This is a genomic window from Caballeronia sordidicola (assembly GCF_000729995.1).
GTDB classification, from domain to species: Bacteria; Pseudomonadota; Gammaproteobacteria; order Burkholderiales; family Burkholderiaceae; genus Caballeronia; species Caballeronia sordidicola_A.
Genome location: NZ_JNFG01000007.1, coordinates 195,856 through 215,014, shown reverse-complemented (window position 1 = coordinate 215,014; position 19,159 = coordinate 195,856). Strand labels below are relative to the sequence as shown.

18 protein-coding genes are annotated in these 19,159 nt (G+C 60.1%); 8 read left to right on the top strand and 10 right to left on the bottom strand.

The window, feature by feature from the left end; translation table 11 throughout:
- Nucleotides 1–46: 46 nt before the first annotated feature.
- The 4 genes from FH08_RS0107995 (at nucleotide 47) to FH08_RS0107980 (ending at nucleotide 4,529) form a co-directional block, all read left to right on the top strand.
- Nucleotides 47–1,300 carry an MFS transporter gene (locus FH08_RS0107995; protein ID WP_031357831.1) on the top strand — a complete coding sequence of 418 codons (1,254 nt, stop codon included), beginning with the start codon at nucleotides 47–49 and terminating at the stop codon, nucleotides 1,298–1,300.
- A gap of 12 nt (nucleotides 1,301–1,312) precedes the next feature.
- Entirely contained in the window at nucleotides 1,313–2,200 is an 888-nt protein-coding gene (locus tag FH08_RS0107990; protein ID WP_035565584.1) for an amidohydrolase family protein, read from the top strand.
- Nucleotides 2,201–2,254: 54 nt separating this feature from the next.
- Nucleotides 2,255–3,142, top strand: coding sequence for an isocitrate lyase/PEP mutase family protein (locus FH08_RS0107985; protein WP_031357829.1), 888 nt, complete (start codon nucleotides 2,255–2,257; stop codon nucleotides 3,140–3,142).
- 61 nt (nucleotides 3,143–3,203) lie between these two features.
- Nucleotides 3,204–4,529 carry an MFS transporter gene (locus FH08_RS0107980; RefSeq protein WP_051887906.1) on the top strand — a complete coding sequence of 442 codons (1,326 nt, stop codon included), beginning with the start codon at nucleotides 3,204–3,206 and terminating at the stop codon, nucleotides 4,527–4,529.
- A 49-nt stretch (nucleotides 4,530–4,578) separates the two neighbouring features.
- Here FH08_RS0107980 and FH08_RS0107975 read toward each other — a convergent pair whose 3' ends face one another.
- The 3 genes from FH08_RS0107975 to FH08_RS0107965 all read right to left on the bottom strand — a co-directional run bounded on the left by FH08_RS0107975 (nucleotide 4,579) and on the right by FH08_RS0107965 (nucleotide 6,980).
- Nucleotides 4,579–4,974, bottom strand: a complete 396-nt coding sequence (locus FH08_RS0107975) for an ester cyclase (RefSeq protein ID WP_031357827.1) — start codon at nucleotides 4,972–4,974, stop codon at nucleotides 4,579–4,581.
- Between the two features lie 84 nt (nucleotides 4,975–5,058).
- Nucleotides 5,059–6,180, bottom strand: a complete 1,122-nt coding sequence (locus FH08_RS0107970; RefSeq protein WP_031357826.1) for an alkene reductase — start codon at nucleotides 6,178–6,180, stop codon at nucleotides 5,059–5,061.
- Between the two features lie 80 nt (nucleotides 6,181–6,260).
- The gene (locus FH08_RS0107965; RefSeq protein ID WP_031357825.1) at nucleotides 6,261–6,980 is read right to left on the bottom strand and encodes a hypothetical protein; all 720 of its coding nucleotides are present in this window, start codon (nucleotides 6,978–6,980) and stop codon (nucleotides 6,261–6,263) included.
- A gap of 370 nt (nucleotides 6,981–7,350) precedes the next feature.
- Between FH08_RS0107965 and FH08_RS0107960 the strand changes: the two genes are divergently transcribed.
- Both FH08_RS0107960 and FH08_RS0107955 read left to right on the top strand, forming a co-directional pair.
- Complete coding sequence (locus FH08_RS0107960) at nucleotides 7,351–8,259, top strand: LysR family transcriptional regulator (RefSeq protein ID WP_031357824.1); 909 nt, start codon at nucleotides 7,351–7,353, stop codon at nucleotides 8,257–8,259.
- 280 nt (nucleotides 8,260–8,539) lie between these two features.
- On the top strand, nucleotides 8,540–8,842 hold the full coding sequence (locus tag FH08_RS0107955; protein WP_031357823.1) for a hypothetical protein: 303 nt from the start codon (nucleotides 8,540–8,542) through the stop codon (nucleotides 8,840–8,842).
- 91 nt (nucleotides 8,843–8,933) lie between these two features.
- On the opposite strand, the gene FH08_RS0107950 is transcribed toward FH08_RS0107955, so the two are convergent.
- From FH08_RS0107950 to FH08_RS0107935, 4 genes are all read right to left on the bottom strand, one after another.
- Complete coding sequence (locus tag FH08_RS0107950) at nucleotides 8,934–9,404, bottom strand: MarR family winged helix-turn-helix transcriptional regulator (RefSeq protein WP_031357822.1); 471 nt, start codon at nucleotides 9,402–9,404, stop codon at nucleotides 8,934–8,936.
- 42 nt (nucleotides 9,405–9,446) lie between these two features.
- A complete protein-coding gene (locus FH08_RS0107945) occupies nucleotides 9,447–10,985 on the bottom strand; it encodes an MFS transporter (RefSeq protein WP_031357821.1) in 1,539 nt (512 codons plus the stop codon).
- Between the two features lie 249 nt (nucleotides 10,986–11,234).
- Nucleotides 11,235–11,693, bottom strand: a complete 459-nt coding sequence (locus FH08_RS0107940; protein ID WP_031357820.1) for a GNAT family N-acetyltransferase — start codon at nucleotides 11,691–11,693, stop codon at nucleotides 11,235–11,237.
- Between the two features lie 52 nt (nucleotides 11,694–11,745).
- On the bottom strand, nucleotides 11,746–12,501 hold the full coding sequence (locus FH08_RS0107935) for an AAA family ATPase (RefSeq protein ID WP_031357819.1): 756 nt from the start codon (nucleotides 12,499–12,501) through the stop codon (nucleotides 11,746–11,748).
- A gap of 235 nt (nucleotides 12,502–12,736) precedes the next feature.
- Between FH08_RS0107935 and fabV the strand changes: the two genes are divergently transcribed.
- Nucleotides 12,737–13,933, top strand: a complete 1,197-nt coding sequence (gene fabV, locus FH08_RS0107930) for an enoyl-ACP reductase FabV (protein WP_031357818.1) — start codon at nucleotides 12,737–12,739, stop codon at nucleotides 13,931–13,933.
- 68 nt (nucleotides 13,934–14,001) lie between these two features.
- Here the strand turns inward: fabV and FH08_RS0107925 are convergent, their stop codons facing one another.
- The 3 genes from FH08_RS0107925 to FH08_RS0107915 are packed head-to-tail and all read right to left on the bottom strand — an operon-like array spanning nucleotide 14,002 to nucleotide 18,210.
- On the bottom strand, nucleotides 14,002–15,468 hold the full coding sequence (locus FH08_RS0107925) for an efflux transporter outer membrane subunit (protein ID WP_031357817.1): 1,467 nt from the start codon (nucleotides 15,466–15,468) through the stop codon (nucleotides 14,002–14,004).
- A 20-nt stretch (nucleotides 15,469–15,488) separates the two neighbouring features.
- Nucleotides 15,489–17,078 carry a DHA2 family efflux MFS transporter permease subunit gene (locus FH08_RS0107920; RefSeq protein ID WP_031357816.1) on the bottom strand — a complete coding sequence of 530 codons (1,590 nt, stop codon included), beginning with the start codon at nucleotides 17,076–17,078 and terminating at the stop codon, nucleotides 15,489–15,491.
- Nucleotides 17,071–18,210 carry an HlyD family secretion protein gene (locus FH08_RS0107915; RefSeq protein ID WP_031357815.1) on the bottom strand — a complete coding sequence of 380 codons (1,140 nt, stop codon included), beginning with the start codon at nucleotides 18,208–18,210 and terminating at the stop codon, nucleotides 17,071–17,073. Before FH08_RS0107915 ends, FH08_RS0107920 begins: the two co-directional genes overlap by 8 nt.
- Nucleotides 18,211–18,302: 92 nt before the next feature.
- On the opposite strand from FH08_RS0107915, the gene FH08_RS0107910 reads away from it, so the two are divergent.
- The gene (locus FH08_RS0107910; RefSeq protein WP_031357814.1) at nucleotides 18,303–19,109 is read left to right on the top strand and encodes a CerR family C-terminal domain-containing protein; all 807 of its coding nucleotides are present in this window, start codon (nucleotides 18,303–18,305) and stop codon (nucleotides 19,107–19,109) included.
- Nucleotides 19,110–19,159: the final 50 nt, after the last annotated feature.

The window sequence follows — 19,159 nt, the reverse complement described above, 5'->3', positions numbered from 1 at the left end:
ACGAGACGCGTACATGACGCTCGAAGTGAAAAAGAGGAGACGACAAGTGAACTGGTACCGCGACATATCGGCGACAGAAAAACGTACCCTGTGGAGCTGCTTCGCCGGCTGGGCACTCGACGGCGTGGACACGCAGTTGTTCAGCCTGGTGATCCCGACCTTGCTCGTGACCTGGGGTATCGGCAAGGGCCAAGCGGGGTTGATCGGCGGCGCGACGCTCGTCGCCGGTGCGTTGGGCGGACTGCTCGCGGGCATGTTGTCGGATCGCTATGGCCGCGTGCGCGCGCTGCAGATTACCGTGGTCTGGTTCTCGCTCTTCACCTTCCTCAGCGCCTTCGCGCAGAACTTCGAACAGTTGCTTGCGCTCAAGGCTCTGCAGGGCGTGGGGTTTGGCGGCGAATGGACCGCGGGCGCCGTGCTCTTGAGCGAGACCATTCGCGCGGAACATCGTGGCAAGGCAATGGGCATTGTGCAAAGCGCGTGGGGTTTCGGCTGGGCAGGCGCCGTGCTTCTTTACATGCTGGTGTTCTCGTTTGTATCGCCAGAGTGGGCGTGGCGGCTGCTGTTCGGTATCGGCGTGATTCCTGCCGGGCTCGTGCTCTATCTGCGCCGTAACATTGTGGAGCCGCCGCGCGTGAGCGCAAGCACAGGGTCGTCCAGGCTGGCGCTGCCCGCGGCAAGCAGCATCTTCGACCGGTCGGTGATCCGTACAACGATCGTGGGCGCACTGATCGGCGTGGGCGCACATGGCGGCTATCACGCGATCACAACATGGCTACCGACGTACCTCAAGACCGAGCGGCATCTGTCCGTGCTCGGCACGGGTGGTTATCTTGCCGTCGTCATTACGGCATTCATCTGCGGCTGTTTCGTGAGCGCCTGGCTTCAGGACCGGATCGGCCGCAGGCTCAACGTGATCCTGTTCGCCGTATGCTGCGTCGCGACGGTCAATCTCTACGTCTTCCTGCCAATGGGCGACACCGCGATGCTGTTCCTCAGCTTCCCGCTGGGCCTTTTTGCTGCGGGCATCCCGGCCACGCTCGGCGCGCTTTTCAACGAGCTTTATCCGCAAGGCATCCGCGGTACCGGCGTGGGCTTTTGCTATAACTTCGGGCGGATCGTCTCGGCAGGTTTTCCGGTGCTGGTCGGACACATGGGTAACTCGATGCCGCTTGGCTCGGCGCTTGGCATCGACGCCGGCATTGCCTACGGACTCGTGGTCGTGGCCGCTCTCATGCTGCCGGAAACAAGGAACCGAACGATTGCGACGGTAGCGGCCAATGTCGCGACCCGCGCCTGAGACGGGGAACCCATGATCGACGAACGGATTCAAACGATGCAGGCACAAGACACGACGGTGGCGGATCAGTGGGCTGACATTAACGACACTAGGATTACGGCTATCGACGCACATGCCCACGTTTTCGTGCGCGGCTTGCCGCTGGCGGAGCAGCGTCGCCATGCGCCGGATTACGACGCCACGCTCGATGCTTACGCAGGCCACTTGCTGGCGAACGGTATCTCGCACGCTGTGCTGGTCCAGCCCAGTTTTCTCGGCACAGACAACAGCTATTTCCTCGATGTAGCCAAGCGCTATCCGCGACGCTTTCGCGGAGTGGCGGTCGTGGATTGTGCGGTCACCGATGCCGAACTCTCACTGCTCGATAGCACAGGTGTGGTGGGCATCCGATTGAACCTGATCGGCTTGCTAGTGCCTCAACTGAGCGCGCCTGAGTGGCAGCGATTGTTCGCGCGTGTCAATGCACTCGGCTGGCATGTCGAGGTCCATCGTGAAGCGGTGGATTTGCATGCGGTTGTCGGTCCGCTGCTGGCACAGGGCTGCACCGTGGTCGTCGATCACTTCGGCCGTCCGAATCCGCGCATCGGCGCAAACGATCCGGGCTTCGGATACCTGCTGTCGATGGCCGCGACAGGACGCGTTTGGATTAAGCTGTCGGCGGCTTACCGGAGTGCGCCTGGCGATGACGGAACAGTCCTGGGGACCACCCTGGCAAGCCGGCTTCTCGACGCCTACACACCCGAGCGGTTGGTCTGGGGCAGTGACTGGCCGCACACGCAGCATCAGCAACTGATCGATTACGATGCCACACGGCGCGCGCTCGATCAATGGGTTCCCGATGCGACGCAGCGCGAGCTTATTCTTACTCGCTCGGCTCGCGCGCTGTATCGATTCGAATAGGTGATTCGAGTAAGTCGCCCCCGCGTCACTAACGTCAACACGGAGAGTTCAATCATGTCGCTTCCATCCGCTGAACGTCGCAGTGCCTTCCGCTCGCTGGTCGAAAGCCGGCGCGCGTTGCTCGTGCCCGGTGCATTCAACGCGCTGAGTGCGCGCGTTGTCGCCGATACCGGTTTCGGTGCGTTGTATATCACCGGCGCCGGTGTGACCAACATGTTTTTCGGGCTCCCGGATCTCGGGTTTATCGGTCTGAATGAAATGGCCGACCATACCGCGCGTATCCGCGATGCGGTGGACTTGCCGCTCATCGTCGATGCTGATACCGGTTACGGCAACGCCCTCAACGTGCGCCATGCGGTTCGTACGCTGGAACGCGCGGGCGCCGACGCCATCCAGCTCGAAGACCAGGTGAGTCCCAAGAAGTGCGGGCATTTCGCCGGCAAGGCGGTGATATCGACGAGTGAGATGGTCGGCAAGCTGCACGCGGCAGTCGATGCTCGCGAGGACCCCAATCTGCTGATCGTCGCCCGTACCGATGCCTGCGCGACCCATGGATTCGATGCCGCCATTGAACGCGGACATCGCTTCGCTGAAGCCGGTGCGGATGTGCTCTTCATTGAAGCGGTTGAAACGATCGATGAGATCCAGCGCTTGCCCACGTTGTTCAACGCGCCTCAGCTTATCAACATCGTGATTGGCGGCAAGACGCCCACGCTTCCGCAGTCCAGGCTGGCGGAACTTGGCTTCGGAATCGCGCTTTACGCAAACGCGTCGCTACAGAGCGCCGTTCGCGGCATGCAGCGGGCTTTGGGCGTACTCAAGGATCAAGGGAAGCTCGACGAAGATCCGGACCTCGTGGTGCCGTTCAACGAGCGCCAGCGGCTGGTCGACAAACCCTTCTATGACCAGCTCGACAAAAAATACGCCGCGCACGATGACTAAGCCGGCTGCGCCGTAAGGAAAGCGGATCGTTCACTGCATAACAACCAAAAGGAGACTGACTATGAGTACCCCTCGAATGGAACGACCTGCGGGTCGACCTGCGCTGTTGAAATCCATTGCAGGCGGCCTCGCCGGTAACCTGATCGAGTGGTACGACTTTCTTGCATACAGCATCTTTTCCATTTACTTCGCCAAGGCGTTTTTTCCTAGCGACAACGCCACGGTCCAGTTGATGAACGCGGCGGCAATCGCGGCGGTCGGGTATGTGGCTCGTCCGCTCGGCAGTTGGTTGATCGGGTTGTATGCGGATCGTCGTGGACGTAAGTCGGCGTTGACCTGGTCGGTATCGGTGATGTGCATCGGTTCGCTGATCATCGCCGTTACGCCGGGCTACGCGACTATCGGGCCTTTCGCTCCCGCCATCCTGATCTTTGCACGGCTGTTGCAAGGCCTGAGCATGGGCGGCGAATACGGTACGAGCGCGACTTATCTCAGTGAGATCGCGCCGGCGAATCGCCGGGGCTTTTATCTTGGGTTCCTGCAGGTGAGCGTGGTGGCGGGTCAGTTGCTGGCGCTGGGTCTGCTGCTGGTCATGCAGCACGTGCTGTTCACCTCCGAGCAGATCGACCGGTGGGCGTGGAGAATACCGTTTGTGATTGGCGGCGTGCTTGCATTGTTTGCGCTCTACATGCGGCGCAATGTGGTGGAAAGCGAGGCATTCCACCACAGCGGGACACGGCGCGGCCCAACCATCAGCCGGGAAATGCTGCTCCACTGGCGGCAACTTTTATTGGCTGTGGGAATTACCGTGGGCGGGACGGTGGGCTTCTACACCTACACCGTCTACATGCAGAAGTTCCTTGTGAATACCGTTGGTCTCGGCAAGGAGACAGCCACGCTTGTTTCAGCTTCGGCGCTGCTTCTGTATATGCCGTTGCAGCCGCTCTTTGGCCTCGCTTCCGACATCCTTGGACGCCGACCCGTCCTGATCTTTTTCGGCCTGAGCTGTACGCTGTTTTCCGTGCCCATTTTCAATGCGCTTGCAAGCACGCACGATCCTCTGGTTGCGTTTGTTCTGTCGTTTTGCGGGCTCTTCATGCTGAGCGGTTTCACGTCGGTTCACATGCTGGCTAAAACCGAACTTTTTCCCGTGCGCATTCGGGCGCTGGCCGTGGGTCTGCCGTATGCCCTGACCACGGCCATCCTCGGCGGAACCACGGAATTCGTCGCGCTGAAGTTCAAGTCGATCGGGCACGAGCATTATTTTTACTGGTATGTCTCCGCATGGTCCGCCATCTCCTTGTTCGTCTATCTGAAGATGCCGGAGACGCACGGGCGCAGTGCGAGGCTTAAACTTCAACGGGCGATCGAATATGAGGGCGGTTGAGATTTAAAGCTTCCCGGAGTGGGAGTTGTGACAACTACCACCGGACGGTTTAACCGGGGAAGCGCTCGCCGAACATGGGCAGGCCGCTGGCCGAGCTCTTAGCGGTCGCTTCATCCTGCAGCACGTCCCAATGCTCGACGAGTATCCCGTTCTCCATCCGGACGATGTCTACCGCAATGAACGCCGCAGCCTGTCCGTTGCCCGAGAAGCGTCCGTGCACCATGACGAAGTCGCCTTCGGCCATGATGATGCCGTGTTCGTACACCAACGTGTCAGGCAGATTCCGGGTGAGTTCGAAAAGACCTTCACGGCCCGGAGCGATGTGCGCGCTGTGCTGAATGTACTCAGGAGACCAGAATTTTTCGGCAGCTGGATAGTCGCGCTGATTGAAGAGCGTATCGAATGCTTCCAGCACGATGCTCTTGTTCTTCTCCTGAGTGTTCATGGCGTTTCCTTTGACTTGCGTTGGTTGAGTTTCATTGAACTTCGGCGCGAGCGGCTCTCTTGACCGGCTCACGCCGACGGTGGATCAAGAAGTTATCGGACTGGCAGCCGCCAGCGCCGGATAGTCTGTGAAACCATGCTCATCCCCGGCGTAAGCCGTTGCCCGATCGAACCGATTCAACGCGGCGCTTTCGCGAATACGCTCAGGCAGGTCGGGGTTGGCAATGAACATTCGTCCGAACGCAACGGCGTCGGCCAGCCCGGACTCGACTACGCGTACAGCAGTCTCTGGGCTGTAGCCGCCGGCGGTGATCAGCGGCCCGTCGAATACAGGGCGGAACAGTGCTACGTTGTTGGCGCTGTCCACACTCGCGTCATCGCCGAAGCCCGCCGACGACGCACGCGGCTCGATCAAGTGAAGATACGCCAGCTTGCGCCGGCCGAGTTCGCGGATGACGTGGGTGAAATGAAGGACCGTGTCGCTGTCACTCAGACCGCCCAGGTTGCCATGCGGCGAAAGGCGAACCGCGGTGCGATCGGAGCCGATAACGTCGGTGATCGCGTCGACCACTTCAAGCAATAGCCGTGTCCGGTTTTCAATCGACCCGCCGTACTCGTCGGTGCGATGATTGCTGCCGTCCTGCAGGAACTGGTCGAGCAGGAAACCATTTGCTCCGTGGATCTCGACACCATCGAAACCGGCATCGAGCGCATTCCTCGCTGCGCTCCAGAACGACACCACGATCTCCGATATTTCGAGCGTGTCCAGAGCATGCGGCGTCTCGTAGGGCGCCTGCTGAAATGCCGGCGTGTACGCGAGACCCGGCGCAGCTATCGCCGAAGGCGCGACGGGCAGGCTGCCGTCCGGGTTGTAGCTCGAATGCGACCAGCGTCCATGGTGAACGATTTGAAGCATGATCCGGCCACCCTTCGCATGAACGGCCTCGGTGACCGCGCGCCAACCGGCAACCTGTTCTGGCGAATAGATGCCGGGCATCTGCGGATAGCCATGTCCGTTGACGCTGATGGCCGTCGCTTCGGTAATGATCAGACCCGCCGTGGCTCGCTGCGCATAGTATTCAGCGCTGATGGGCAAAGGCACCCCGCCGGGTCCGGCGCGCATGCGGGTCAGCGCCGGCATCACGATACGGTTGGGCAACGACAGCGCGCCCAGTTGCAGCGGGTCGAACAGTGAGTCGGTAGACATGGCGAGATTCCCGGTCGAATGCGGTATGGAGCCAAAGACGCGCGGTCGGGCAATGAGCCCGGTTGACCATTGGCTGAAACTCAGCTGAAGCTCAAATGACCGAAGTCGAGGGAAACGAGAAGCGGCTCAGGCACCTTCTGCATGTTCTCGTCATAGGCGTAGATGCGCCGCTTGGTGGGCATCTTGATGCCCTGGAAATCGACGTAATCGCTGACATAGTTGGCGCCGGTCGCGCCGCCCAGAATGTCGACGGTGTAGTCGTGGCGGCGCATCAACCCGTCCGGGCCGAAATGGGTGATCTGCGTCCGGGTGTGACTATGGATATCAGCAGGGAACGTCACCTTGAGGCGGCGCCATTCCTCGCCGTTTTCATGCCACGGCTCGATCTCTTCGCTCTCGAACCCGGGATACGTGTAAAGGAAGGGCGACGTGAGATAGGTCCACAACGCTTCGCTTGCAAAGTAGGTGACGTGGAACTTGTCCCACGGCGTTTCCTGGACGTGACCGGCGTAGGCGGCCTCGGGGTCGTCGCGGCTCTCAAGCACCTCACCGTCCAGCGTTTCGATCGATACCCGACCCGGAACAAACACGCTGCGCTGACCGGCTGCCAGGAAAGGCGTGATCGTCAAGCGCTGCTGATGCGTGTCGATCTCGAAGATTTTGTCATTGAGCAGACCGGGCTGCTGCTTGAGGTGCCAGATCGCGCCGTCGACCGAGAGTTCGGCCTTGAGCCGGCTGAACGTATTCCAACGATCCAGACCACCGTGGGCTTCAATGGCAAAGGCGAGCAGGTCGTTCATAGTCAATCTCCGGTGTAGAAAAGGAACGACGCGTAAGACGGGTGGGCTCGCGTTGTTGATGAACACAGGTTAAAGCGATCGCCTTCCAGCCGGTAGCCGGTCCTTTTAGCTATGACTTATGTGATTTACACATGAGGTCGGGTTAACGCCGTCGGAGGATTGATAACGCGACGCTATGGCTGACGGCAGCGCCGCGTTCGCGCAAAGCCTGCGCTTTAATTGCGCCCAGCTCGATGGATTCAAGTATCCGTAAGCGAGAAGAGCCAGGCACCCGATGATTTCGGTTATCTTTCATGCCTTAGGTGCATTAATTACCTTGCTTCCCAAATTCCGGGAGCCGGCGCAGCTATCTCGTTCGACGGGAATCTTGATGAAAGACATATTCGCGCTCAAGCTCTACACACGCGTCGCCCGGCTGGGCAGCTTCTCAGCCGCTGCGCGCGAATGCGGACTCTCGCAGTCCCAGGCCTCGCGCATCATCGCCGAGCTGGAAGCAGGGCTCGGCGCCCGGTTACTTTCGCGCACCACGCGCGCCGTCGTGCCGACGGAAGCGGGTTCCGAATTCCTCGCCAGAATGGAGCCGATTCTTATTGCTCTCGACGAAGCGGAACATAGCGTTCGCGAAGGAAGCGAGTTGCGCGGGTCGCTGCGAATGAGCATGCCGACCAGCGTGGCAATTCGGGAGGTCATCCCGCGGCTTGCGACATTTACCGCCACGCATCCCCATTTGCAGATCCATTTTCTACTTGAGGATCGGCGGCAGGATCTGGTTCGCGACGCGGTCGATGTCGCGATCCGCCTTGGCCCGCTGGCGGATTCGGGCGCAACGGCGAAACTTATCGCAACGATCCCTCGCCTGATTCTGGCGGCGCCGAGCTACCTTGAGCGCGCGGGGATACCGACGAAGCCTGACGATCTCGTTGCGCACAAGATAGTGGGCGGCCCCGCGGCGTCGGTTGCGTGGGCGTGGAAATTCGAGCGCAATGGCGAGACGGTGGTGGCGGAAGTCTCGCCGCATTTCACGACGAACGAGAATGAAGGCGCCGTTGCTGCCGCGGTGGCCGGTTTTGGGATTACGTCGACGACTGGATGGGCGTGCCGCCGTGAACTCGAAGACGGGTCTCTCGTTGCGTTGCTCACGGACTGGAAAACCGTTGACGTTCCCGTGCACGCCTATTTCCCGCTAGGCCGGGCGACACGCGCCGCCGGCCGCGCGGTGATCGAGCACCTCATAGCGGATCTTCGAGTCACAGAGAACACTTTGCGCTCCACTTCATGATGTGGAGAAGGAGCGGAACCTGGACACACGATCGCGATTGCATTGGAGGTCACGGCGTTCGCTTGTGCATTCGCTTGAACCATGTCAATCTATTTTCCGTTCGCCGTGCAGTGCCTGCATTTGAAGAATCGATGAATAGCGATTCCTTTGTCGAAGCCCGCAAACCGGCGAGCTGCGTCACGCGAACCGTTCGTTCCCAAGGTCAATACAAGAATAAAAGAGCGTACTCGGACGGGGTTGCTGTTTCACTAAGGTGCTTCATTAATAGACGGAGTCAGCCATGTCTATTGTTGCCATTGATGGTGTTCGTTGGACCAATGATCGCGTTACCCACGTACGTTGGGGCAACATCGATGAATTGTCGGCCGCCTGGACGTCGGTGCCCAAAGTTGTGGATGTGGACCACGTCGTAAAGGTCCTGGAGAAAGGAGAGCTCGTGCGAACGGTGTTCAAGCTCGGCGGGCGAAGCTATCTGGGTCCTCAGGTCAGCTCGATCCCTTACTCTAACGGGCACATTGGCATTGAAACCTCTTTTGAAGAGGGTCGGATTGAGAAAACGTTGGAAGATTTGCCAACTGTTTAATTGATTCGGCTTGCTTCGTTTTGCTCTTTAGCGACTACGGGACACGCTTGGGCGATCGCAACTGCGCTTGCGCCAGGCGGGCCCGTTGAGATCATTCGTCCAGGAATGATTGCTCCAGCTCGTCGGAATAAACCTCCGCAAGCAGTGCGCGCAGCTTCGATGCTCTCGCTGCGCCATACGCGTTTTCAAAGCGCATTTGAGCTTCGTTCCAAAGGGCTTTGGACTCGGCCAGCTTCTCTTTTCCCGCCGGGGTCAAGGCAACCCGGCGTCCGCGTTTATCGGTTTCATCGGGAAGCGATTCGATAAAACCGTCGCGCTCAAGCGGCTTGAGATTGTGCGAAAGCGCGGAGCGGTCGAGCACCATGTCTTTAGCCAGATTGCTCATGTTCGGCGTGCCCGCGCGATCGATATGCGCCAGTGTGGAGTGTTGCGACAGCTTGAGGCCGCAAGGCGCAAGCACGCTGTCGTACAGTTGCGAGAGCCTGCGCGTGGCCTTGCGCAACGCGGCGCCGTTGCATAACGAGACTGCGGCAGACGAATGCTGCTTGTGTGAAGTGTTCATGGCTCACGTGGAAATGACGGTTCGAAAGATCGTCTGCCAATCTTAGTCTATTGACACATCCAGGCGCATGACGGACTGCCGATCCTGATGAGGCGCGGTTTCCTCGGCGCTTATCAGCAGCCAGCACAACGCGCTCGCCACGAATGCAACAGCGGACGCCGCGAGCAGCACACCCTCGTATCCGTAACCAAGGCTGGCTCGTGCAATTGATCCAAGGCCCTGGTGCGATGAAATCAACGACGCCGCGGAAGCCAGGTTGCCATTCGCAATAGAGCGCGTAATCTCCAGCTTGTCGTGGCCGCCGAGTACCGGCAATGCTCTCTCAATGCTCGCCTGGATTCGATGAAACAACAATGCGCCCAACGCCGCGAATCCCACCACAATGCCGCTGAACCGCATGGTCCCCGATACGCCCGACGCCATGCCGGCTCGTTCCACGGGGATCACCGTCATGCTGACCTTGGCGATCTGACCGTTGAGAATCCCGGCGCCCGTGGAGGCAACCAGCATGGGGAGGAAGATCGCGCTATAGCTGAACGCCTGGATCTGCAGCGCGGTTCCGAACAAGCCGGCTGCGACCAGCAACAAGCCGCAAACGAGCAGCATGCGACCTGACATCCGATGATCGAGATACACGGACACAATGCGCGGCACCCCGAACAAAGGCACGGCGAGCGGTAGCATCAGCAGGCCGGCATTGAGCGGAGAATAGCCGAGCGCGCTTTGGAAAAAGAAGGGCAGATAGGTCAGCATGGTCAGGAATGCGACCGCGTATGACACGCCGGCAAGACTCGCGCCGAGATAGGTCCGCTTGCCGAAATAGCCAAGCTCGACCATGGGCCGCGCCTGCTTGAGTTCGACGATCACGAACGCTATCAGGAAAATGACCGAGCCCGCCAGCCGCGCCCTGACGGACGTGCTAAGCCATCCCTCGCGATTGCCTGAAATCAGCGCCCAGGTCAGCAATCCGAGAAACGCACTGAAGGTCACTACGCCCCAAACGTCGATGGCGATTGCATGGGGATCCTTGGATTCATCGACTACAAAATACGTCAGGGCAATCATGATTGCGCCAACGGGCAGGTTGACATAGAAAGCCCACTGCCAGCCGAGCGACTGCGTAATCAATCCGCCGGCCACGGGACCGAGCATGATGGCCACGCCGATCACGGAGCCCCAGAATGCAAATGCCTTGGCGCGCTCCTTACCTTGAAATCCATGTGCGAGAACTGCGAGTGCGGCACTTAGTTGCAACGCTGCGCCAACGCCTTGCAGCGCGCGTGCGGCGTTCAACACAGCAGTCGATGTAGCGGCGCCGCAGATAAAAGATGCGGCGGTGAAGACGAACAAGCCGATGATCAACAAGCGCTTTCTGCCGAAGCGGTCGGCGAGTGCGCCTGCTGGCATGACCAACGTTGCAAATGCCAGCGTGTAGGCCGAGATCACCCATTCAATAGCGACGAAATCCGCATGCAGCGAACGCGCAATCGACGAGAGCGACACCGCCACAATATTGGCGTCCAGGTTGATCATGAATGAAGGTACCGACACGCATAACAACAACAGAAATCGTTTCTGCATATCTTTGTCTTGATGGGGAAACCGGTGGCCGGGTGGGGTGCATCGAGTAGTTGCGGGTACATTCAATATGATTGCATATGCCAATATATTATCTGCTGCGCGAATTTAGGCAAGCGAATTCTGTTGCGTGCCTACGCGCGATCAGACCCCGTCTTGGCGGAAATGGAGACGCACGGATACTCGTGCGTTTGTGCTTTGGAGAAGTGCGGAGGTGTATAGGCGGCTTCTGAGAGGCCGGTTCAATGCGCTCTACAAGGCGAGCTTGTAACCCTCGTGGCTGGCCTTGAAACCGAGCTTTTCATAGAACCGGTGTGCGTCGGTACGGCTCTTGTCGGTCGTGAGCTGGACCAAGTTGCACCCTCGCGATCTGCATTCGGCGATCGCCCATTCGAACATCTCCTGCCCTAGTCCCGAATCACGGCGATGAGCGGCGATTCGAACCGCCTCTATTTGCCCCCTCCACGAACCCATGCGTGCAATGCCGGGGATGAACGAAAGTTGCAGCGTGCCGATTATCTCGTCGCCATCGGCAACCACGACGAGTCGCTGGTTCGCATCGGCTTCTATAGCCTGGAACGCGTCGACATATCTTGGGTCAAGCGGCATGCCGATGTTTTCTCTCTGGCTCCCGAGTTCGTCGTCGGCTAACAAGGCGACGATTGCAGGGACATCGGCTAAGAGAGCGGTCCGGAAAACAATGTGTTCCATGTTGGAACCTCAAAGAGTCGGTAGTTGAGGGTTGCATGTTCGATGAGCCAGGCTATTCCTCGTCACTCAGAAGCGTGCGCAGCATCCGTTCGGGGTTGGCCAGGAACGCCCGCATGACCTGGAAGTGTTCTGTCTCTTCGTAGCTGACGCGTTTCACGCCTTCCGTAGTGAACTCGTAAATCCACGCGTCCGGATACGCCATCAGGATAGGCGAGTGAGTGGCAATGATGAACTGGGATTCATCGCGGGCCAGATCATGAAGTCTGGCAAGTGCGGTGAGTTGGCGTTGTGGAGACAACGCGGCTTCAGGTTCGTCGAGGAGGTAAAGACCTTTGCCGCCGAAGCGGTTCATCAGCAGCGCCAAAAAAGACTCGCCATGTGAGCGCTCGTGCAGGGAATTTCCGCCATAGGAGTTGATGACGGGAGGGCCGAACGAGAATTCCAGATCGAGGTTCTCGATCTCGGTAGCCACATTGAAGAAGCTCTCTGCGCGCAGAAAGAATCCGTCCTTCGGCCGTTTTATTCCTTTGGCGATGCGCAGGTATTCGTCAAGCACCGAGTGCGACGCCCGGGTACCAAAGTTGAAGTTCCTGGTGCCGCCTTCGGGGTTGAATCCCATCGAGACGGCGATAGCTTCCAGGAGCGTCGATTTTCCGGAGCCATTTTCGCCGACGAAGAAAGTCATCTTTGGATGCAGTTCAAGCGTTTCCAGCGACCGGACCGCCGGCAGCGAGAACGGATAGTGATCGAATGACTCGACCTTGTCGCGCTGCAAGCTGATCCGGCTGATGTACTGGGTAGAGATCATGATAGTGGCGTCATGCTTTTCCGGGAGTCACGAATGAGGTGACGCTGTGGGATGCATTGCATGGATACTGTGGAAAGCTGCGCCTGACGCCGCTTTGACGAAGCGTCATCTTAACCCCGTGGGCCGCCCGCGAAATGAAGCGAGCGTGTGCCGACTTGACGTCCGTCATTTACAATGCTCGAAATTTTTCGTGCCGCCTGACTGCTATGCCGGCATCCCCATAAGCGAGGTCTTCATGATCGTCAAACCACGCGTGCGCGGTTTTATCTGCGTGACTACTCATCCCGTCGGCTGCGAAGCCAACGTCAGGAAACAGATCGACTACGTGACGGCACAAGGCCCGATTTCTGAGGGACCCAGGAAAGTCCTGGTGATCGGCGCCTCGACCGGCTACGGGCTTGCGGCCCGGATCACGGCGGCGTTTGGTTACGGCGCGCAGACCCTCGGTGTGTTCTTCGAACGTCCCGGTGAAGAGACTAAGCCCGGTTCGCCCGGCTGGTACAACACCGCAGCTTTCACCCAATTCGCGGCCGCTAAGGGGCTCTACGCAAAGAGCATCAACGGCGATGCTTTCTCCGACGAGATCAAGCAGAAGACAATCGATGTCATCAAGCAGGATCTCGGGCAGGTTGATCTGGTTGTGTATAGCCTTGCATCGCCTAAACGGATGCACCCAAAGACCGGAGAGGTTTTCAGTTCGACGCTGAAACCGATCGGCAAAACCGTCACGCTTCGCGGCCTCGATTCCGATAAGGAAGTCGTCAAGGAAAGCGTTCTGGAACCGGCGACGCAAAGCGAGATCGACAACACCGTGGCCGTGATGGGCGGTGAAGACTGGCAGATGTGGATTGATGCACTGAGTGCAGCCGGCGTTCTGGCAGAGGGCGCGAAGACCACCGCTTTCACGTACCTCGGCGAGAAAATAACTCACGACATCTATTGGAACGGCTCCATAGGCGCTGCCAAGAAAGACCTGGATCAAAAGGTCCTGGCGATTCGCGATAGCCTGTCCGGTCGCGGTGGCGATGCGCGCGTCTCGGTATTGAAAGCGGTTGTCACGCAGGCAAGTTCGGCCATCCCCATGATGCCGTTGTATTTGTCCTTGCTGTTCAAGGTCATGAAAGAAGAGGGCACGCATGAGGGCTGCATCGAACAGGTTTATACCCTGTACAAAGACAGTTTGTATGGCGATTCGCCTTGCATGGATCAGGAAGGACGGTTGCGCGCGGACTACAAGGAACTCAGTCCGGCAGTCCAGGCTCGCGTGCAGCAACTCTGGGATCAGGTCACTAGCGACAACCTATACGAGCTCACCGATTTCGCCGGCTATAAGAGCGAATTTCTGCGGCTGTTCGGGTTCGAGATCGACGGGGTCAACTATGAAGCCGATGTCAATCTCAAGGTGGACATTCCCGGCATCGTCCAGGATTAGGTCCACGCTGCGCCGGCCTGATTCTATCGAGGCCGGCGCGCCAACGCCCAAGCATCAAAGCACTCCCGTCACCCCTGCACGCGCCAGCCAAGTCCCAGGCTCTTCTGCAAAGATACAAAATCCTTCAGCAATTCAGCTTGTCCAGAGACCACATTCTGCTGCGCGCTGAACTGCGTGCGTTGGGTATCGAGCAGGTCGATCAGGCTTGATGTACCCGCTGTATAACGCTGACGCACCAACGTAAGCGAGCGGTCCGCCGACGCCTGCACTTGCTGCAGCGTAGCCAGATGTTCGCGCTGATGCCCATATCGCGACAACGAAGTATTTGCGTCCTGCAACGCCGCGAGCACCGTATGCGCGTATTTCGCATCGGCCTCGTCGCGCGATGCTTCGGCGCCGCGAACGCTTGAGAGCGTGCGGCCGAAGTCCAGCACGTTCCACTGCAGATAAGGCGCACCAATCCAGCTGAAATTGTTCTTGCGGACGAGGTGGCCAGGATTGGCGGCGGTATAGCCGATGTCGCCGAACAACGTCACCTTCGGGAAGAAGTCAGCCTTGTGCTCACCGATCTGGGCGTTGCTGGAAGCAAGACGCCGTTCCGCCGCGCGAATATCCGGCCGTTGCTGCAGCATTGAAGCCGGGTCGCCGATAGCCACGGAAGCCGGCAAGGCCGGCAGCGGCCGCGGCGCAGACAACTCCTGATCGAGCGCACCCGGAGCCTGGCCCGTCAACACGGCAAGCTGATCGAGCGATTCGGCAACTTGCTCGTCGAGCGGCGTCAACGTCGCACGGGTGTTCTCGACCTGCGTGGTCAGGCGTTCCACATCGACGTCGGCGGCCGTGCCGTGCGCGCGGCGCTGCTGCGTCAACGTGAGCATCTGCTGCTCGAGTTCCGTGGAGCGTTGTGCAAGCGTCAGGCGCTGCTGCTCGTCACGCAGGTCGACATAGGCTTGCGCGACTTCCGCGGCGAGCGACACCTGGGTGTCGGCGAGGTCGGCGTCGACCGCATCCGCTTCTGCTGTCGCGGCTTCCACCGCGCGTCGCGTGCCGCCGAACAGATCGATCTCCCACGAAGCATCGAAGCCCGCCGTATAGAGCTGCAGCGGTCCCCCTCCCGACGAAGATGAGCTGCCCGAACTGCCTTGCGACGATGACAGCGAACTCAGGTTGGGCTCGCGCATGCGCAACGCGGCGGCGTCGAAAGAGGCGGTCGGCATGCCGTTTGCTTTTTGGTGCTGCAATTGCGAGCGTGCTTCGCGCAAACGCGCTTGGGCCGCATGAACGTCCGGGTTGTGGGCGAGCGCGGCGTCGATCAACGCGTTCAGTTGCGGGTCGTTGAGCGACAGCCACCATTGACTCGGTGCACGTGTCGCGACCATGCCGACCGCGGGCGTACGCACGAAGTTGGAGGCATGCGCGGCGTCGGGCGCGACCTGCGGCGCACCGGCATAGTCGGGACCGACGGTGCAGGCCGAGATGGCACAAACAGACGCCAGCAACGACAGTAAAAGAGGGGTAGTAGGGCGAGCGAACATCGTGGATAGTGTCTTTGCCGTCAATGGCCGGCGGACGGCGAAACGGGGCCGCGCGGAGTCTTCAGGAGGAGCGCGAGCGGCACGCAGGCAAGCAGCGCGAGACCGAGCAGATAGAACGTCTCAGAGTAAGTGATGACAGTCGCCTGCATATGGATCTGCGCCGCGATCTGGCCGAGCGCACGCATTTTGGAGTAGGCCATGTCGCCGGTTTGCGCGAACCAGCTCGCGGCGCTCGACGTCAGGCGTTCCTGGCCCACCAGCGAGTTGGCCGTCAGCGATTCGCGGATCATCGCGGTATGGAAGGTGGTGCGCCGGTCGATCACGGTCCCGATGATTGCAAGTCCAACCGAGCCGCCAAGGTTGCGGGCCATGTTGTAGAGACCGGCTGCATCGCCTGAATCCTCGCGCGAAACTGCCGCCATCGACGCCTGGTTCAACGGCATCAGCGCGAGGATTTGCGCGAAGCCGCGTATCAGCTGGGACCAGAAGAAGTCGTGCCCGACACTCTGCGCGGTCAGGCCGATATCGAGCATGCAACTCAACGCAAACAACAACAGCCCACCGATCACGAGCATGCGAAAGTCGAGCTTGCCGAGAATGCGCGGCAAGATGGGCATGATCAGGAACGCCGGCACGCCCGATATCAGCATGATCGCGCCCGACTGCTGCGCGTTATATCCGGACACTATGCCGAGGAACTGCGGTAGAAGGTACGACACGCCGTACAGCCCCGCACCGACCGCGAACACAATGACGATGACGCTTGCATAACGCGGGTTGCGCATCAGGTTCAGACGCATGATTGGGCGCTTCGCGGTGAGTTGCGAAATGGCGATCAGCACCATACCCGCCAGCGACACGCACGTCAGCGAGATGATCATGCTGGACTCGAACCAGCGTTCGCGCTGGCCTTCTTCGAGCACGACGGTCAACGAGCTCAGGCCGATCGTGAGGCCTACAATGCCGACCCAGTCCGCCTTGAAAAACGTGCCCCACTGCGGGCGGTCCGCCGGCAATCCGACGATCAGCAAGGTGATCAGCGCAATACATACAGGCAGGTTGATAAAGAAGCACCAGCTCCAGCTGATGTTCTCCGCGAGCCATCCACCGAGCACCGGCCCCAGCAGCGGACCGAGCAACACGATCAGGCCGAACATCGTCATGCCGACGGGCATCTGCGAGCGCGGTAACCGCGTCCGAATGATGGTCTGCGCCGTCGGGATCATCGCGCCGCCCGCGAAGCCCTGGCCAATACGCCCGGCGATCATCATGGGCAGGCTGTGCGACCATCCGCACATCATGGAGAACGCGATGAACAGCGTGGCGTTGGCGAGCAGGAAGTTACGCAGGCCGAACACGCGCGTGAGCCACGCAGCGAGCGGGATCATCACGATCTCGGACATGAGGTAGCCGGTCGAGATCCACGTGCCTTCGGTGCCGGTTGCGCCAATCTCGCCCTGGATCTGCGGCAAAGCGGAGTTGGTGATCGAGATATCCAGCGTGGCCATCAGCGCGCCCAGCGAGCCGGCCGCAACCGCCAGCCAGTCCGCCGCGCTCGCGCGCTCCGCCTCCGGCGCGGGCGCCGCAGGTGCCGTGGTCACATCAGCCATGATCGTTCTCGGCTTTGATGCGCTGGTCGCCTTCGCGTGATGAGCGGGTATCGACATCGGCCGTCACCGACAAGCCGGGCAGCAATACGCTGCGTGTCTCCGGCCCTGTCTCAATGCGAATGCGCACAGGAATGCGCTGGACGATCTTGGTGAAATTGCCCGTGGCGTTTTCCGGCGGCAGCAGCGCGAATTGGGCCCCGGTGCCGGGAGCAAAACTGTCCACCACGCCGTGCAGGTCCGTGCCTGGCAGCGCATCCACGTGCAGGATTACCGGCTGACCGACGCGCATGTGGCCGACCTGCGTTTCCTTGAAGTTGGCCGTCAGATAGGTGCTTTGCACCGGTACCACCGACAGCATCCGCGTGCCCGGCTGTACATACTGACCGACTCGAACCGAGCGGTCGCCCACCTTGCCGGCCAGTACGCTGCGTACGACGGTGTCCTGCAGGTCGAGGTGCGCTTGCCGTGCGCTTGCTTCTGCCGCCTCGAGCTGGGCACGCGCCTGGGCGATCTGCGCGGTGGTGGCGGCGATCTGTGTCTCGGCGGCATCGACGGCGGCTGTGTTCGCTGCCAGCGTTGCCACCGCCTGATCGCGTGTGCTGGTCAACTCGGACAGCCGTTCGCTGGTTTCAGCGCCGGTGGCGGCGAGCGGCGCGTAGCGCTGGACTTCGTCGCGTGCATGCTGGGCGCTGACGCGGGCGACTTGCCGCTGCGCTTTGGTTTGTTCAATGTTGGCGTGCTGCTGGAGGATGTCCGCTTGCGCGCGCTGGATATCTGCGGCGCGTGCGGCGATGGTCGCCTGCGCCTGATCGAGCGCGACCTGGTACTGGCGGGTATCGAGCCGGACCAGCGGGTCGCCGGCCTTGACCGTGGCGTTGTCACCCACGTAGACATCGGTCACGTAGCCGCTGACCTTGGGCGCAACGGTGACACTGTCGGCTTGCAAATAGGCGTCGTCGGTGCTTTCAATGAAGCGGCCCACTGTCCACCAGCGCGCGAGCCAGATACCCGCAACGACTAGCGCGATGATCCCGAGCACGACCAGGATCAAGCGCTTTCCCGATCGCCGCGTAGGCGATGCGGCGGAATCCTGGGGCACTTCGCGCGGAGGCGCGCCGGCGGTTGTTGACATTTTTAATCCAAATTATTCCAATCGGAACAATTATTCCAGTTGGAAGAATTGTGTCAAGTGATATATTTGTTTGGTTGAACGGAGAGGCACGAATGAACGACACAAAACGGCTGCGCCGTCCGCCGGCCGGCGGATATGTGCGAGGCGACGAGACAAGGCTGCGAATCATTGAAGCCGCGATCGAGTCGTTTGGAGAGCATGGTTTCGAGGGTGCGTCGACGCGCGACATCGCCTCGCGTGCCGGGGTCAATGCACCCGCGCTGCAGTATTACTTCGAGAATAAAGAGGGGGTGTACCGGGCTTGTGCGGAATATCTCGCCGACTCGTCCTGGGTCTCGCTTGAGCCGGTGGTCACTCACGCAGCCGAGGTGTTGAGCCGCGACAGCGATATTCCGGAGCTGATCGATGCTTTCATTCGCATTCAGGAGGCGATCGCGGACCGTATGTTCGAGAAGGCTTGCGGCACGTCCAACCAGCGGCTTTTCTTTACGCGTGAACAGACGGGACATGAGCCGACCATTGCATCCGACATCATGACGCGGCGCGTGCGGCAGCCCTTGAACGATGTTGGCTCAAGGTTGATCGCGCGCATCACGGGGGCGAAACCCGACGACGAGCTTACGTTGATCCGGCTGCTGAGTTTGCACGGGCAACTGTTGATGTTCCATGTCGCGCCGCGCACCACGCTTGCATTGCTTGGATGGAAGGAGATCGACACCGAGAAGGGCAACTTGCTCAAGGCGACGGTGCGCACGCAGACGCACATCTTGCTTGAGCAATGGAGCAGGGAGGGGTTGGCGAAGAAGCCTGAATCGATTGCACGCAAGAGGCCCGTGGCGAAATCAGCGCCCAGGAAACGCGCAGTCCTCAACGGTGCGAAGGCTGCCGCAAAAAAGTAACAGCGAAGACTACGCGAGAGGGTCCCTGCAGTGTCCCCGTCACGCTAAGC

What these genes read in the sequence shown, in the direction of transcription:
- FH08_RS0107980 (WP_051887906.1), top strand. Translation starts at nt 3,204, where the DNA reads ATGAGTACCCCTCGAATGGAACGACCTGCGGGTCGACCTGCGCTGTTG.
- fabV (WP_031357818.1), top strand. Translation starts at nt 12,737, where the DNA reads ATGATCGTCAAACCACGCGTGCGCGGTTTTATCTGCGTGACTACTCAT.
- FH08_RS0107965 (WP_031357825.1), bottom strand. Translation starts at nt 6,980, where the DNA reads ATGAACGACCTGCTCGCCTTTGCCATTGAAGCCCACGGTGGTCTGGAT.
- FH08_RS0107910 (WP_031357814.1), top strand. Translation starts at nt 18,303, where the DNA reads ATGAACGACACAAAACGGCTGCGCCGTCCGCCGGCCGGCGGATATGTG.
- FH08_RS0107990 (WP_035565584.1), top strand. Translation starts at nt 1,313, where the DNA reads ATGATCGACGAACGGATTCAAACGATGCAGGCACAAGACACGACGGTG.
- FH08_RS0107940 (WP_031357820.1), bottom strand. Translation starts at nt 11,693, where the DNA reads ATGGAACACATTGTTTTCCGGACCGCTCTCTTAGCCGATGTCCCTGCA.
- FH08_RS0107925 (WP_031357817.1), bottom strand. Translation starts at nt 15,468, where the DNA reads ATGTTCGCTCGCCCTACTACCCCTCTTTTACTGTCGTTGCTGGCGTCT.
- FH08_RS0107955 (WP_031357823.1), top strand. Translation starts at nt 8,540, where the DNA reads ATGTCTATTGTTGCCATTGATGGTGTTCGTTGGACCAATGATCGCGTT.
- FH08_RS0107945 (WP_031357821.1), bottom strand. Translation starts at nt 10,985, where the DNA reads ATGCAGAAACGATTTCTGTTGTTGTTATGCGTGTCGGTACCTTCATTC.
- FH08_RS0107950 (WP_031357822.1), bottom strand. Translation starts at nt 9,404, where the DNA reads ATGAACACTTCACACAAGCAGCATTCGTCTGCCGCAGTCTCGTTATGC.
- FH08_RS0107975 (WP_031357827.1), bottom strand. Translation starts at nt 4,974, where the DNA reads ATGAACACTCAGGAGAAGAACAAGAGCATCGTGCTGGAAGCATTCGAT.
- FH08_RS0107935 (WP_031357819.1), bottom strand. Translation starts at nt 12,501, where the DNA reads ATGATCTCTACCCAGTACATCAGCCGGATCAGCTTGCAGCGCGACAAG.
- FH08_RS0107915 (WP_031357815.1), bottom strand. Translation starts at nt 18,210, where the DNA reads ATGTCAACAACCGCCGGCGCGCCTCCGCGCGAAGTGCCCCAGGATTCC.
- FH08_RS0107920 (WP_031357816.1), bottom strand. Translation starts at nt 17,078, where the DNA reads ATGGCTGATGTGACCACGGCACCTGCGGCGCCCGCGCCGGAGGCGGAG.
- FH08_RS0107960 (WP_031357824.1), top strand. Translation starts at nt 7,351, where the DNA reads ATGAAAGACATATTCGCGCTCAAGCTCTACACACGCGTCGCCCGGCTG.
- FH08_RS0107985 (WP_031357829.1), top strand. Translation starts at nt 2,255, where the DNA reads ATGTCGCTTCCATCCGCTGAACGTCGCAGTGCCTTCCGCTCGCTGGTC.
- FH08_RS0107970 (WP_031357826.1), bottom strand. Translation starts at nt 6,180, where the DNA reads ATGTCTACCGACTCACTGTTCGACCCGCTGCAACTGGGCGCGCTGTCG.